Here is a 13,263-nt window from a genome sequence, read left to right on the forward strand (position 1 = left end):
ACTGGTCTTCATTCGGATGGTTGATCGCCATCCGGAGGCCGCCGCGCGGCGGCCTCCGGCGCGCGTTCAGCCTTCCTTGCCCGAGACCTTGCCAAGCGCCGCCTGGGCGGCCGCGAGCCGGGCGATCGGCACCCGATAGGGCGAGCAGGACACGTAATCGAGGCCGACCTCCTGGCAGAAGCCGATCGAGGCCGGATCGCCGCCGTGCTCGCCGCAGATGCCGAGCTTGATGTTCGGCCGGGTCTTGCGGCCGCGCTCGACGCCGATGCGCACCAGTTCGCCCACGCCTTCCTGGTCGATGGTGATGAACGGATCGGCCGGCAGGATGCCCTTCTGGGTGTACGGGCCCAGGAAGGTTGCCGCGTCGTCGCGGGAGATGCCCAAGGCCGTCTGCGTCAGGTCGTTCGTCCCGAAGGAGAAGAACTCGGCCGTCTCGGCGATCTCGCCGGCCTTGAGCGCTGCGCGCGGCAGCTCGATCATCGTGCCGACCTGATAGTCGAGGGTCGCGCCCTTCTCCTCGGCGACAGCCTTCGCCATCGCGTCGATGCGCGCCTTCACGATGTCGAACTCGGCGCGCGTGAACACCAGCGGCACCATCACCTCGGGCGTGACCGGGCTACCGGTATCGGCGGCGGCCTGGACGGCCGCCTCGAAGATCGCCCGGGCCTGCATCTCGGCGATCTCCGGGAAGGCGATGGCGAGCCGGCAGCCGCGGAAGCCGAGCATCGGGTTGTGCTCGGACAGCTCCCGCATCCGGTGCCGGATCTTCTCCTCGGAGACCCCGGTCGCCTTCACGACCTCGGCGACCTCGGCATCGGTATGCGGCAGGAACTCGTGGAGCGGCGGGTCGAGCAGACGGATCGTGACCGGCAGCCCGGACATGATCGTGAACAGCTCGAGGAAGTCCTGGCGCTGATAGGGCAGGATCTTCGCGAGTGCCGCACGGCGGCCCTCGGCGTCGTCTGCCAGGATCATTTCGCGCACCGCGATGATGCGGTCGCCCTCGAAGAACATGTGCTCCGTACGGCAGAGGCCGATGCCCTCCGCGCCGAAGTTGCGCGCCGTGCGGGCATCCGTCGGCGTATCGGCGTTCGCCCGCACCTTCATGCCGCGGAAGGCGTCGGCCCATTCCATCAGGGTGGCGAAGTCACCCGACAGCTCGGGCTCCAGCATCTTCACCTCGCCCTGGATCACCTGTCCGGTGGACCCGTCGATGGTGATCTTGTCGCCGGCCTTGAGCGTGTTGCCGCCGACCGTCAGGGTCTGCGCCTTGTAGTCGATCCGGATGGAGCCGACGCCGGAGACGCAGGGCTTGCCCATGCCGCGGGCGACTACGGCCGCGTGGCTCGTCATGCCGCCCCGGGTGGTCAGGATGCCCTCGGCGGCGTGCATGCCGTGGATGTCCTCGGGCGAGGTTTCGATCCGCACCAGGATGCACTTGCGCTCCGCCTTGCGATGCGCCTCCGCGTCCTCGGAGCTGAACACGATCTCGCCGGTCGCCGCGCCGGGCGAGGCCGGCAGGCCCGAGGCGATGACCTTGCGGTCCGCCTTCGGGTCGATGGTCGGATGCAGGAGCTGGTCGAGCGCCCCGGGCTCGACCCGGCCGATCGCCTCTTCACGGGAGATCAGCCCCTCGCCCGCCAGATCCACGGCAATGCGCAGGGCGGCCTTCGCCGTGCGCTTGCCGTTGCGGGTCTGGAGCATCCAGAGCTTCCCCTTCTCGATGGTGAATTCCATGTCCTGCATGTCGCGGTAGTGCGACTCCAGGATCCCGTAGATCCGGGTCAGCTCCGCGAAGCTCTCGGGCATGGCCTTCTCCATGGAAGGCTTGTCGCTCTCGGCCTCGATCCGGGCTTTCTCGGTGATGTTCTGCGGCGTGCGGATACCCGCGACCACGTCCTCGCCCTGCGCGTTGATCAGGAACTCGCCGTAGAGCGCCTTCTCGCCGGTGGACGGATTGCGGGTGAAGGCGACGCCGGTGGCCGACGTGTCGCCCATGTTGCCGAACACCATGGCCTGCACATTGACGGCCGTGCCCCAGCTCTCCGGAATGTTGTTCAGCTCCCGGTACTTCTTGGCCCGGGGAATCATCCAGGAATTGAATACGGCGCTGATCGCGCCCCAGAGCTGGTCGTCCGCGACCTGCGGGAAGTCGGATCCGTGCTCGTCGCGCACGATCTTCTTGTAGGTCTGGATGAGCGTCTTCCAGTCCGCGGCGCTGAGCTCGGTGTCCAGCTCGAAGCCCTTGGCTTCCTTGTACTGCTCCAGCGCCTCCTCGAAGGCGTGGTGCTCAACGCCCAGCACCACGTTCGAATACATGGTGATGAAGCGACGGTAGGAATCGAAGGCGAAGCGCTCGTCTTCGGCCTCCTTGGCCAGCGCCAGCACGGTCTCATCGTTGAGCCCGAGGTTGAGGACCGTGTCCATCATGCCGGGCATCGACGCCCGGGCGCCCGAGCGGACCGAGACGAGGAGGGGATTCGTGGCATCGCCGAACTTGCGGCCGGTGAGCGTGCCGATCTGGGCGAGCGCGGCGGCGATCTGATCCTTCAACTCCGGCGGGTAGGACTTCCCGTGATCGTAGTAGTAGGTGCAGACTTCGGTGGTGATGGTGAAGCCGGGCGGAACCGGCAGGCCGAGATTGCACATCTCGGCGAGGTTGGCGCCCTTGCCACCGAGCAGGTCGCGCATCTGCGACTTGCCCTCCGCCTTGCCGTCGCCGAAGGCGTAGACCCACTTCGCGCTTCCGGTCGCCATGTCGATCCCGTCCGTATCTGGTGCCCGGCGCTGGCCGAGCTGATGGGCGGGGTTGGACCATCCCGCAGCGCAACGCAAGATGAACGCGCGATGGCCCTGTGCGTGCGTGGATGACGGGTTCGACGGTCTGTCAGGCCCCCCGCGTCGCGGTGCGGGCGCTGCCCCTCAATGGAGGATTCCGAGCCCGATCACGCCGACGATGATCAGGTAGATCGCGACGATGTAGTTGAGCAGCCGCGGCATCACCAGGATCAGGATCCCGGCAAGGATCGCGATGAGCGGTTGGAGGTTCGAGATGGTGATGGTCACGGGCGCCTCCTGAGGCCGAGCTTGGCCGCCGGTATCGACGCCTTTACCCAACAGAGGTTCCCCGGAGCTTGAGCGGAGCGGCCGGACGGTCCGGCCGCTCCGGTCCGATCACGGCTTCGGCGTCTCGGTGCCGGGGATCGGGTCCTTCGCCTCGCCCGTGGGCAGGTTCGCCGAAATCGTCGGGTGCGACAGTTCCGGATAGGGCTCGATCACGTTGGCGCCGTTGAGCGGCTTGTTGGCGCCGTTGTGACAGGTGGCGCAGTTGATCTTCGGCACGTCGCCCAGAACGCCGAGGCGATTCCGCGGGAAGACCGAGGTCAGCGGCGTCATGTAGTCCTGGTTCAGATCGCGGACCATGCGGATGCCGTACCAGGCATGGACGCGGTTCGGCGTGCTCGTATCCCACTGCGCCACCGAGCGGGTGTTGTGGCAGAAGGTGCAGTTCACGCCCAGTGACTGCGACATGCTGATCATGATTGCGAAGGTCTTCTCCGCGTCCTGGATCGGCTTGCCCTTCGTCTCCGGCAGCGCCGTGGTGGCGTTGACCCGCACCGCATCCTCGGGCGTGTCCTTGTGCTGGTAGAAGGCCTGATAGACGTCGTAGGGCAGCGACGTGTTGCCGACCTCCGCGGACGCGAGATTCTGGCTGTTGTTGCGCGGGATGAAACGCCCCGCCCCCTGAACCGGGTGGTCGAACCAGATATTCGCCGGCACCGGATTGCCGCGGTGACACGTGTAGCAGGTCACACCCGCCTCGTGGACGTGCTTCTCCTTCCAAGTGGAATTGATGTACTGGGTCATCTGCAGCATGCGCCGGGCGACGCGCTTCTGGTAGAGCTCGTCCGAAGCCATGTTCTCGGTGCTGTGGCAGTACGTGCAGCCCTGCTGGGGTGCGACCCACTCGGTGATCGACACCATCAAGCGGTTGAACTGCTCAGCCGAGAGATCTCCCAGAACTTGCACATTCTGGTAGACCGCCGAAGCCTTGTCGCCCCCTGCCTCAGCCGGGTCGGCCGGGGCCGGCGCGACGTTGGCCGCCGACAGCGCCGCGTTCCCGGCCCGGGTGCGGATCAGGTCCATGCCCGTTCCGCGAAAGCCGGTCTGCTTGTTCGCCATCGGCGGATGGGTCCAGCCCGCGCCGCCGAACATCGCGATGGTGAGGAACAGGGCCAGAGCCCCGCCGATGACCGCCAGAATCGTCTTCATGACGGCCTCCTCACGGCTTCATGCCGGGTGCGAGATGAGCGGGATCCACGATCGGACCGTAGACCTGCGGATAGGAGGGCGCGACGCCGTGCTTGACCGCCCAGAGGTACCAGTTGTCCACCACGGTCCCGGTGAGCAGGATGCCGATGCCGCCCGTGAGCGTGGTCAGGACCGCGAACCACCAGGCCCAGCGGTGGATCGACTCCATCGTGGCGTTGAAGCCCATGGTCCAGCGCCAGAACAGGGCTGCGCGTTCGGTGGCCGTGCCGCGGTCGACGATCTGATCGATCTCCCGTTCGGCGCCGTAGCGCGAGCAGGCCAGGATCGTGCCGCCATGCATCGCGAACAGCAGCGTCGATCCGTAGAGGAACGTGATCGAGAGCATGTGGAACGGGTTGTAGAACAGGTTGCCGTAGCGGAGCGAGAAGGCCGCGGTCCAATCGAGGTGGGGGAAAATGCCGAAGGGCACGGCTTCGGACCACGATCCCATCAGCACCGGCCGGATGAAGCCGAGGACGAGGTAGAGCCAGATCGCCGACGCGAAGGCCCACGGCACGTGGGTGCCGAGCCCGAGCGCCCGCGCCCGCCGATAGAGGTGGACCCACCAGAGGAGGATCGAGGCCGTCAGGAAGAAGCCGGCGATCAGCCACCAGCCACCCTCGTTGAGGGGTGGAAGGACCTTCAGCCCGTACTTCGGGAGCGGCGGTTCCAGGGCGAGCCACGGCAATTGCCGGACGAACTGGACCGGATCCCAATTCACCGAGGCCCACATGTTGAGCCCGATGATCTCGAAGGCGATCAAGCCGCAGACGATCGAGAGCGCCGCGATATAGCCGATATAGATCGGACCGACTTGGCTGTTGCCGATGAGCCCGAACAGGTAGCTGTTGAACGGCTTGCCGATCCGGTCATCGACCGCCACCGGAACGCCGTGCTCCGGTACCAGCGGGCGCACCTGAACCTGCGTGAAGATGTTCTGGTAATAGGCCATGGCCTGCCCTCCCCCGGAGTGCCGCGCGCTCGACGGCGGCGACCCGCGTTATGTCCTTCGTTCCGATCGCGTCCGGCTTGTCATCGCCACACCGGCAGATTGAGCCACCAGCCCCACCATTGCGGCCAACCCTGCGTCCAGAACGGCCCGCTGATCACGATGCAGACCGCACTCCAGAACCCCGCCGACAGGGCCAGGAACAGGCCGAGGCGGTGAACGCCGAGCGTGCCGATCGAGTAGCCGATCGTGTCGCGGAAGAAGGTGTCCTCGTGCTCCGGCGTCTTCACGACCTCGCCCTTCTTCGGGTTGGTCGCCGACAGGATCAAGCCGCCGTGCATCGCCAGGGCGAGCGTCGTGGTGAAGAAGAACGTCACGGCCAGCATGTGCGCTGGATTGTAGTGGAAGTGCAGATACTGATAGCCGGTGTTAGAAACCCAATCGAGGTGACTGAGGATGCCGTAAGGAAAGCCGTATCCCCAGGCGCCCATCAGGAACGGCCGGACCACCACCAGCGTGAAATACGCGAAGATCGCCATCCCGAAGGCCGCGGGTACGTGGTAGCCGATACCGAGCTTGCGGCAGATCTCGACCTCGCGCAGCGCCCAGGACACGAAGGACCCGAGCGCGCAGAACGTGATGATCTGCCACAGACCGCCCTCCTTCAGCGGGGCGAGCCTCAGGCCGTAGCTGATATCCGGCGGCGCGATGTTGATCTGCCAGACGTTCCAGGTCGGCCCGATCGCCGCGCCGTAGATGACGAGGGCGGTGCCCAGCACCGTGAAGAACAAACCGACGACCCCGAAGAAGCCGACGAAGAACGGCCCGACCCAGAAGTCGAACAGGTCGCCGCCGAGCAAGGTGCCGCCGCGGACCCTGTATTTGCGCTCGAAGCTCAGCATCGCCATGGCGGCTGCTCCTCAGTCAGGCCGGAGAAAGGGAAGGTTTGGGGTGACCGCGGCCCTCGCGCGCCGCGGTCCGGACCGGCGGTCAGGCCGGCATCTGCGGCAGCGCGAGCGTGATGGTGTTCTCGGCCGCCTTGTTGTTTCTCGGACCGTCAAGCCAGTTGAACCGGTCGGTCGAGAGCAGGATGAAGTGGATCAGCAGCGCCAGGATGAAGAGGAAGGTGAACAGAGCCACCAGCGTGCGCCGCGGATCGAAGAGCAACCAAACCTTGTGCATTCGATCCTCCTCAGCCGATCATCGTGACGAGGGCGTGGGCCGCATCGCGGACGCCGTCGAGAGAGGCGTAGCCCTGCGGTCCGGGAAGCCAGGGGCGCCACAACCAGACGAGGATGTGAGCGACCACGGCAATCGCCGTGAAGATGAGGAAGCTCGTCAGGAAGATCGCATGGAACTCCTTGGCTTCCGGTTCCGTCAGCCCGGACAGGCTGCTCGGTCTTTCTGTTGTGACGGGTCCACTCGCCATCGTTCAGACCTCCGTGTGTTGGCCGCGCCTCTGACGAGGCGCGACGGGTTCAGCCACGATGCCGTGCGGCGGTCGCGGCTCGACTTCCCCCGCGTGACCGGACGGAAGTGTCTCGCTCAGGGGCGTGTCAGCCCATGAAGGCGAAGGGGATCGCCTGAACCGCCATGGCGCGGGCCTCGCCGAAGACCGAGCGCCGCGCCGGTGCCAGGCCAGGACGGGCCGCCTCGCGCGCCGGCCGGAACCGGTTCAGCGCGGCCGCGGCGAGGAAGAACGGGTAGGTCGCCGTCAGGATCAGCCGGAACTGAATGGCTTCCTGATGCTGGCGGCCGGTCGGGACCATCGTTCTCATCGTCAGGTCTCCTCTGGGTGAAACGGAAAGGCGGCTCACGCGGGGATCCCCCCGGCGAGATCGGCCCGGGCCCGCGCCACATGGGCGGGCGCCACGGCGGCGGATTCTGTGTCGCGGGCGGCGCGCTCGGCGGCGTCGCGCAGGCGCTTGGCGGCGGAGATCCGCGCCAGGACCGGCTGGGCCTCCACGAGGCTGTCGAGGGCCTGACGGGCGGCCTCGTCCCAGGGCAGCTCGCGGTGGAGGCGGGCCGGTGTGGCCTCGACCTTGTCCATGTCGCGGGCGAGCGGCAGGATGTGGAAGAGGGTGTCGAACAGGGCGTTGCAGACTTCCTGGACTAGGTAGGTGGCGCCCGCGTAGCCCATGAACGGCGTCCCGGTATGCCGCCGGATGATGGCGCCGGGGAACGAGGCCGGAACATAAGTCGCCCGGGCGCCGCACTCCGCGAGGTACATCCGCTCGTTGAACGACCCGAAGAGAACCAGGGGCGGCTTCGCCGCGATGGCGGCCCGCACGGCGTCGTTGTCGGGCTTCAGCCCGGCCGAGCGGCCGAAGGCGAAATGGCAGGGCAGGCCCATCTCGTCTTCGAGGAAATGGCGCACGCCCCGGGCGTAGGTCTCGGTGGCGACGATGCCGAAGCTCGCGGTACCGAAGAAATCCTGGGTCACCGACCGCCAGAGATCCCAGACCGGCTTGATGGTCGTATGCCGCTCCCGCTCGATGAACGGCTCCGGGTCGAGGCCCAGAATGGCACCCAGCGAGCGCAGGAACTTCGTCGTCGAGAGGATGCCGATCGGCGCCTGCAGGTAGGGCCGCTCCAAGTCTTCGCAGAGCAGGCGGCCGAATTCCCGGTACAGACAGATATTAGCGTCGGCGTTGACCAGCTTGGGCACGTCCGCGAGGTGCGAGCCCAGCGGGAAGGTCAGGTTCACCTCGGCGCCGATCCCTTCCACCAGCCGCCGGATCTCGGCGAGGTCGGAGGGCATGTTGAAGGTGCCGTAGGCCGGACCGATGAGGTTCACCCGCGGCCGCTCGCCGGGCTTGCGCTCCGGCCGGGCCGGGATGCCCTTCTTGGCGAACTTCTTCGCCCCGTATTCCTGCCACAGCCAGCGCATCGCCCGGTCGGCGGCCTGCCACTGGTCCTCGTCGATGGTCCGGGGCAGGAAGCGCTGGAGGCCGGTGCCCTCGGGGGTGACGCCGCCGCCGATCATCTCGGCGATGGAGCCGGTGACGACCACGCTGGGCTGGCCGGGATCGAGGGTCGCGTGGGCGCGCTTCATGGCGCCCTCGGTGCCGTGCCGTCCGAGCTCTTCCTCGGCGAGGCCCGTGACTACGATCGGCAATTCATGGGGCGGCAGCGCATCGGTGTAGTGCAGCACCGACGTCACCGGCAGGTTCTCGCAGCCCACGGGGCCGTCGATGACGACCTGCAGGCCCTTGATCGCCGTGAAGACGTAGACCGCGCCCCAGTATCCGCCGGCCCTGTCGTGATCGAGGATCAGCATTATGCCATCTCCCCGATCGGCTTCTTCGGGCCCTCGATCTTCGGGCCCTGCCGCCGCTGCGGCACCTCCTGCCAGACCCCCGCGGCGTAGCCGGTGCCGACGCCCTCGAAGAAGTCGCGCATGGCATCGAACCGCGCCTTGTTGCCGAGCGCGGCGTTGATCACCGTGGCGAGCGACCCGGCACCGGCTGCGCCCATCAGCGGGCGGGCCGAGATCAGGTTGGTGAAGTAGAGGGCGGGCGTGCCGCGCTCCTTGGCCCGCTGCACCACCGGCGTCGTGCCGATGGCGAGGTCGGGCTTGAGCGTATCCAGGGCGTAGAGATCGTCCTCCAGGGAGGCGCGGTACTGAACCTGCGTGCCCCGCGCTTCCAGCCATGCGCGGTCGGACTCGGACCAGGGCGTGCGCGGGCAGGCGGTGCCGACATAGGGGACCTCGGCGCCGCTCTCGACCAGCAGCCGGGCCACTAGCAGCTCCGAGCCCTCGTAGCCCGAGAGGGTGATCCGGCCCTTGATCGGCATGGCGGCGAGCGCCCCGCGGATGCCGGGCAGGATCCGGTTCTTGGCCGCCTCGACGGTGGCGCGGGGCACCGCGCAGGCCTCGCCGATCCGGTCGAGCCAGTCGGCGGTTCCGTCGACGCCCACCGGGGCCGAACCGACGATCGGGCGGCCCGCCGCCTCGAATTCGCGGATGGAGGCGGTGTAGAAGGGGTGGATCGCCGCCACGGCGGCGCAGTCGAGGGCGGCGTAGAGCTCGCGCCACTCGCGGGTCGGCACCACCGGGCCGGCCGCGAGTCCGAGCGGCTCCAGGAGCGACGCGATCACCACCGGATCGGCCGGGAAGACCTCGCCGAGGAGCGCCACGCTCGGGCGCTCCGAACGGCCGCCCCGGGGCGCGGCCACCGGTCCCTGCTCGGCTTCCGCGCGGGCGACCTTCAGCATGGCGCCGGCGAGCACGTCCTTCGCCTCGGCATGGGTCGGGACGCCGAAGCCCGGCACGTCGATGCCGATCACCCGGACGCCGTCGATCTCCTTCGGCAGAAGGCGCAGCGGGACGCCGGAGGCCGTGGGCACGCAGAGATTGATGACGACGACGGCGTCGTAATCCTCGGGCTTCGCCGTGGCGTAGACCGCCTCGCGGATATCCTCGAACAGCTTGCCGGTGACCAGAGTCTCGGAATTGAACGGCACGTAGCCGACGCTGCGCCGGGCCCCGTAGAAGTGCGAGGTGAAGGTCAGGCCGTAGACGCAGCAGGCTGACCCGGAGAGGATCGTGGCGGTCCGGCGCATGCGCAGCCCGACCCGGAGCGAGCCGAAGGCGGGGCACATGCTTTGGGGCTGGTCGTGCGGACCCTGCGGATAGTCGCTGCGGAGTTGTGCCAGGGTGTCCGACAGGCCGGCGGCCTCGGCGGCCGCCCGCATCGCGTCCTTGCCGGCGTGGCAGCCGAGCCCGTCGCCCTCGGTGGCGGCGCGATCGATGGTGGGCGCCGCCTGGCGGGCCCGCAGATCGGCGATGTCGAGGGAGACGGCCATCGCTCAGACCTCGTCGTAGACGACTTCGAGGGACGGCTTGGACACGTGGGCGACGCCGCACATGTCCTCGTGGGTTGCAGGCACCAGCACCACGTCGCGGCCGGTGACGTCGCTGGAGAACAGGCCGAGCAGCCCATCCTGTGTCAGCGGGGTCGGCCGGTGCGGCGCGGCGTCGGCGACGTTGGCGGCCAGATCCGAGAACAGGCTGCCCCAGCGGCTCTCCGGCCGGCCGATGATCTCGTAATTCGCGCTCTTGCGGCGGATATCGTCGTCGGCCGGGATCGAGGCGAGGACCGGGATGCCGGCGGCATCCGCGAAGGCCTGCGCCTCGCCGGTGCCGTCATCCTTGTTGATCACGAGGCCGCCGACGCCGACATTGCCGCCGAGCTTGCGGAAATACTCCACCGCCGAGCAGACGTTGTTGGCGACGTAGAGCGATTGCAGGTCGTTCGAGCCGACGACGATGACCTTCTGGCACATGTCCCGGGCGATCGGCAGGCCGAAGCCGCCGCAGACCACGTCGCCCAGGAAGTCGAGTAGGACGAAGTCGAAGCCCCATTCGTGGAAGCCGAGCTTCTCCAGCAGTTCGAAGCCGTGGATGATGCCGCGGCCGCCGCAGCCGCGCCCGACCTCCGGGCCGCCGAGTTCCATGGCGTAGACGCCGTCGCGCTTGAAGCAGACGTCGCCGATGGCGACCGCCTCGCCGGCCAGCTTCTTCTTGGTCGAGGTCTCGATGATGGTGGGGCAGGCTTTACCGCCGAACAGCAGCGAGGTGGTATCGCTCTTCGGATCGCAACCGATGAGCAGGACCTTCTTGCCCTGCTGGGCCATCATGTAGCTGAGATTGGCGAGGGTGAACGACTTGCCGATACCGCCCTTGCCGTAGATCGCGATGATCTGGGTCTCTTTCTTGGCCGGGCTCGTCGCGACGGGATCCGGTTCGACCGCGGCCTCGGCGCGGAGCTGCGCGGCTTGGGACAGGGCGGCCTTGTTGAGCTGAACGTTCACGCGGCGTCCCTCCAATCGAGGATCATTTTCAGGCAGGCCGGATCCGCGAATGCGGTGCGGTAGGCGTCCTGGGCTCGACCCGCGGGAAGACGGTGGGTGATCAGTCCGTCGAGGGACAGGCGTCCGCCTTCGATCAGCGTCGTCACCGCCGCCGTGTCCTCCGGACGGAACTCGGCGGAGATCCGGATGCGCGCCTCGCGCATGAAGGCGGGCGGGAAGGCGAAGCTCAGGGGAGCCTCGTAGAAGCCGGCCAGGACGATCTCGCCGCCGGGCGCCAGCCGGGCGATCAGGTCGTCGAGGCCGGCGGCGTTGCCGCTGACGTCGGTGATCGTCGCGTAGTCGCGGCGCGGGTCGGCGTCGGGCGCCATGACCGCGTAGCCATGGTCTCCCGTGGCCCGGGCCGGATCCGTCTCCCAGACCGTCGGCTCCGCGCCGGCCGCCAGGGTCAGGCGGGCGAGCAGCCGTCCGAGGACGCCGTGCCCGACGATGAGCGGGGTCGCCCCGGGCCGGATCCCGCCGAGGGCGCGGTAGGCCGTCGCCGCCAGGGCCAGGAGGCAGGCCCGGTCGCCCAGCGACGCGTCCACCGGCACGAGCCGGGCGGCCGGCGCCACCAGATGAGAGGCCGCGCCGCCGAACAGGCCGCGGACGGAACCGAAGCAGCGTGCCCCCGGAACGTAGACGGTCTGGCCGACCCGAACCGAGGTATCGGCGCCGGCCTCAATGACGGTCCCGACGGATTCGTAGCCGGGTACGAGCGGATATCCCATCCCGGGAAAGGGCGGCATGCGGCCCGACCAGAGCAGGCGCTCGGTGCCGGTGCTGATCCCGCTCCAGGAAATGGCCACCACGGCATCGGCATCGCCGGGCGGCGTCAGAGCCAAGCGCTGAACCGAAAGGTGCTCCGGGTTTTCCAGAATGACGGCCAGAGCGTCCATGGCTGGAATCGTCCACCCTTTGCCTTGCGACTCTCTCTGATGCGAAGCCGCTAAGTGTCATCCTAGATAGACACAGGCCAGCGTCAAGTGACACTTACTTGAGACGGCCTGTTTTTTGGGCTTTCAGAACTCGGGTGAGCAGCGGGCGTCGGGTCGGATGTTCATGCGTCACGGCGAATCCTGCCGTCCGGAGCATCGCGCGAAGCTCCTCCGCACGGCGCGGGCGCCCGGATCCCATCGCCAGGAGATAGAAGCCGAAATAGGCGTCCCCGACCGGTTCCGCGCCCGGCGTTCCGGCCATGGGTTCCGCGAGCAGAAGCGTTCCGCCCGGCGGCAGAGCCGCGTGGGCCGCTCGGAGCAACGCCAGGGCGGGCTCGTCGTCGTGGTCGTGGACGATCCGAACGAGGGAGATCGTGTCGGCGCCGGTCGGCAGGCCTCCGTGGAAATCGCCGCCGCGGCAGGCGATTCTGCCTTCGAGGCCGGCCTGCGCCAAGCGGCTGGCGGCGCGCTCGGCCACGGCGGGGAGATCGAACAGGGTCAGGCGCGGCGTCGCGTGCCGTCCTGCCACCGCTTGCAGGAAGGCGCCCTCCCCGCCTCCGACATCCATCAGGTGCCGGACCCCTGACAGGTCGCAGGCATCGAGCACGTCCTCCGCGATCAGCGCCTGCGAGGCGCCCATCAGGCCGCTGTAGGGGGCCACCGTCTGCGCATCGCCCGAGACGCCGGAGGCATAGGGCCAGTAGCGCGCGAGTCCGGTCGGCGGGGCCTGGCCGCGAAGCAGGGCCACCGGATCCGCAAGGTCTGCGTAGAGCAGCGCGTGATGCTCGATCATCGCGGCGATCCCGGGATTGCCGACGAGAGCGGCACCGAGATCGGCCAGCCCGAACCGCTCGCCCGACAGGGCGCGGACAAGCCCGAGGGATTCCGCGGCCCGAAGAAGGCGCCGGGTGTTGTCCGGCGGGAGGTCGAGCCGGCGAGCCAGGGCTTCGATCGTCAGGGGGCCTTCGGCCAGGATCGCGAACAGGTCGAGGCGGACGCAGGCGGTCAGAACCTGCGCGTAGACGAAGCCCGCGCAGAGGTCGAAGAGGGCGCGCGTGTTCCGGCGGGCGATGCCCCGCGTGAGGGGGAAGCCCGCCGCCCAGCGCTGGAAGCGGGGGCTCGCGACCAGGCGGCTGCGCCAGGCGTTCCATCGATCCGTCCAGGCGGACGGGACGGACGCCGCCGCACCGATGCCGGAGAGCGATCGGCCGG

General features: G+C 68.4%; 13 protein-coding genes. All 13 read right to left on the reverse strand.

Annotated elements, in window-relative coordinates; translation table 11 throughout:
- Positions 1–66: 66 nt before the first annotated feature.
- The 13 genes from ppdK to P9K36_RS15650 all read right to left on the reverse strand — a co-directional run bounded on the left by ppdK (position 67) and on the right by P9K36_RS15650 (position 13,243).
- On the reverse strand, positions 67–2,757 hold the full coding sequence (ppdK, locus tag P9K36_RS15590) for a pyruvate, phosphate dikinase (RefSeq protein WP_043379890.1): 2,691 nt from the start codon (positions 2,755–2,757) through the stop codon (positions 67–69).
- 165 nt (positions 2,758–2,922) lie between these two features.
- Complete coding sequence (locus tag P9K36_RS15595; protein ID WP_075380395.1) at positions 2,923–3,066, reverse strand: DUF3096 domain-containing protein; 144 nt, start codon at positions 3,064–3,066, stop codon at positions 2,923–2,925.
- 108 nt (positions 3,067–3,174) lie between these two features.
- Positions 3,175–4,272, reverse strand: coding sequence for a photosynthetic reaction center cytochrome PufC (gene pufC / locus P9K36_RS15600; RefSeq protein ID WP_043379892.1), 1,098 nt, complete (start codon positions 4,270–4,272; stop codon positions 3,175–3,177).
- Positions 4,273–4,282: 10 nt separating this feature from the next.
- The gene (pufM, locus tag P9K36_RS15605; protein WP_043379895.1) at positions 4,283–5,263 is read right to left on the reverse strand and encodes a photosynthetic reaction center subunit M; all 981 of its coding nucleotides are present in this window, start codon (positions 5,261–5,263) and stop codon (positions 4,283–4,285) included.
- Positions 5,264–5,343: 80 nt separating this feature from the next.
- Positions 5,344–6,168, reverse strand: coding sequence for a photosynthetic reaction center subunit L (pufL, locus tag P9K36_RS15610; RefSeq protein ID WP_043379897.1), 825 nt, complete (start codon positions 6,166–6,168; stop codon positions 5,344–5,346).
- An 82-nt stretch (positions 6,169–6,250) separates the two neighbouring features.
- The gene (pufA, locus tag P9K36_RS15615) at positions 6,251–6,442 is read right to left on the reverse strand and encodes a light-harvesting antenna LH1, alpha subunit (protein ID WP_012319766.1); all 192 of its coding nucleotides are present in this window, start codon (positions 6,440–6,442) and stop codon (positions 6,251–6,253) included.
- 10 nt (positions 6,443–6,452) lie between these two features.
- A complete protein-coding gene (pufB, locus tag P9K36_RS15620) occupies positions 6,453–6,689 on the reverse strand; it encodes a light-harvesting antenna LH1, beta subunit (protein WP_043349888.1) in 237 nt (78 codons plus the stop codon).
- 127 nt (positions 6,690–6,816) lie between these two features.
- The gene (locus tag P9K36_RS15625) at positions 6,817–7,038 is read right to left on the reverse strand and encodes a hypothetical protein (protein ID WP_170861823.1); all 222 of its coding nucleotides are present in this window, start codon (positions 7,036–7,038) and stop codon (positions 6,817–6,819) included.
- 35 nt (positions 7,039–7,073) lie between these two features.
- On the reverse strand, positions 7,074–8,540 hold the full coding sequence (gene bchZ / locus P9K36_RS15630; protein WP_043757976.1) for a chlorophyllide a reductase subunit Z: 1,467 nt from the start codon (positions 8,538–8,540) through the stop codon (positions 7,074–7,076).
- Complete coding sequence (gene bchY, locus P9K36_RS15635) at positions 8,540–10,069, reverse strand: chlorophyllide a reductase subunit Y (protein ID WP_278305449.1); 1,530 nt, start codon at positions 10,067–10,069, stop codon at positions 8,540–8,542. Before bchY ends, bchZ begins: the two co-directional genes overlap by 1 nt.
- A gap of 3 nt (positions 10,070–10,072) precedes the next feature.
- The gene (locus P9K36_RS15640; protein WP_043761204.1) at positions 10,073–11,077 is read right to left on the reverse strand and encodes a chlorophyllide a reductase iron protein subunit X; all 1,005 of its coding nucleotides are present in this window, start codon (positions 11,075–11,077) and stop codon (positions 10,073–10,075) included.
- A complete protein-coding gene (gene bchC / locus P9K36_RS15645) occupies positions 11,074–12,012 on the reverse strand; it encodes a chlorophyll synthesis pathway protein BchC (RefSeq protein WP_053610712.1) in 939 nt (312 codons plus the stop codon). The genes P9K36_RS15640 and bchC overlap by 4 nt, the downstream gene beginning before the upstream one ends.
- Positions 12,013–12,106: 94 nt before the next feature.
- Positions 12,107–13,243, reverse strand: a complete 1,137-nt coding sequence (locus P9K36_RS15650) for a methyltransferase (RefSeq protein ID WP_278307286.1) — start codon at positions 13,241–13,243, stop codon at positions 12,107–12,109.
- Between the last annotated feature and the right edge of the window lie 20 nt (positions 13,244–13,263).

The sequence above is a fragment of the Methylobacterium sp. 391_Methyba4 genome (assembly GCF_029691625.1).
In the GTDB taxonomy this organism is placed as follows: domain Bacteria; phylum Pseudomonadota; class Alphaproteobacteria; order Rhizobiales; family Beijerinckiaceae; genus Methylobacterium; species Methylobacterium fujisawaense.

Excerpts from the sequence above, each read along its gene's own strand:
- ppdK (WP_043379890.1), bottom strand. The coding sequence starts at position 2,757 with ATGGCGACCGGAAGCGCGAAGTGGGTCTACGCCTTCGGCGACGGCAAG.
- pufC (WP_043379892.1), bottom strand. The coding sequence starts at position 4,272 with ATGAAGACGATTCTGGCGGTCATCGGCGGGGCTCTGGCCCTGTTCCTC.
- pufM (WP_043379895.1), bottom strand. The coding sequence starts at position 5,263 with ATGGCCTATTACCAGAACATCTTCACGCAGGTTCAGGTGCGCCCGCTG.
- pufL (WP_043379897.1), bottom strand. The coding sequence starts at position 6,168 with ATGGCGATGCTGAGCTTCGAGCGCAAATACAGGGTCCGCGGCGGCACC.
- pufA (WP_012319766.1), bottom strand. The coding sequence starts at position 6,442 with ATGCACAAGGTTTGGTTGCTCTTCGATCCGCGGCGCACGCTGGTGGCT.
- pufB (WP_043349888.1), bottom strand. The coding sequence starts at position 6,689 with ATGGCGAGTGGACCCGTCACAACAGAAAGACCGAGCAGCCTGTCCGGG.
- P9K36_RS15625 (WP_170861823.1), bottom strand. The coding sequence starts at position 7,038 with ATGAGAACGATGGTCCCGACCGGCCGCCAGCATCAGGAAGCCATTCAG.
- bchZ (WP_043757976.1), bottom strand. The coding sequence starts at position 8,540 with ATGCTGATCCTCGATCACGACAGGGCCGGCGGATACTGGGGCGCGGTC.
- bchY (WP_278305449.1), bottom strand. The coding sequence starts at position 10,069 with ATGGCCGTCTCCCTCGACATCGCCGATCTGCGGGCCCGCCAGGCGGCG.
- bchC (WP_053610712.1), bottom strand. The coding sequence starts at position 12,012 with ATGGACGCTCTGGCCGTCATTCTGGAAAACCCGGAGCACCTTTCGGTT.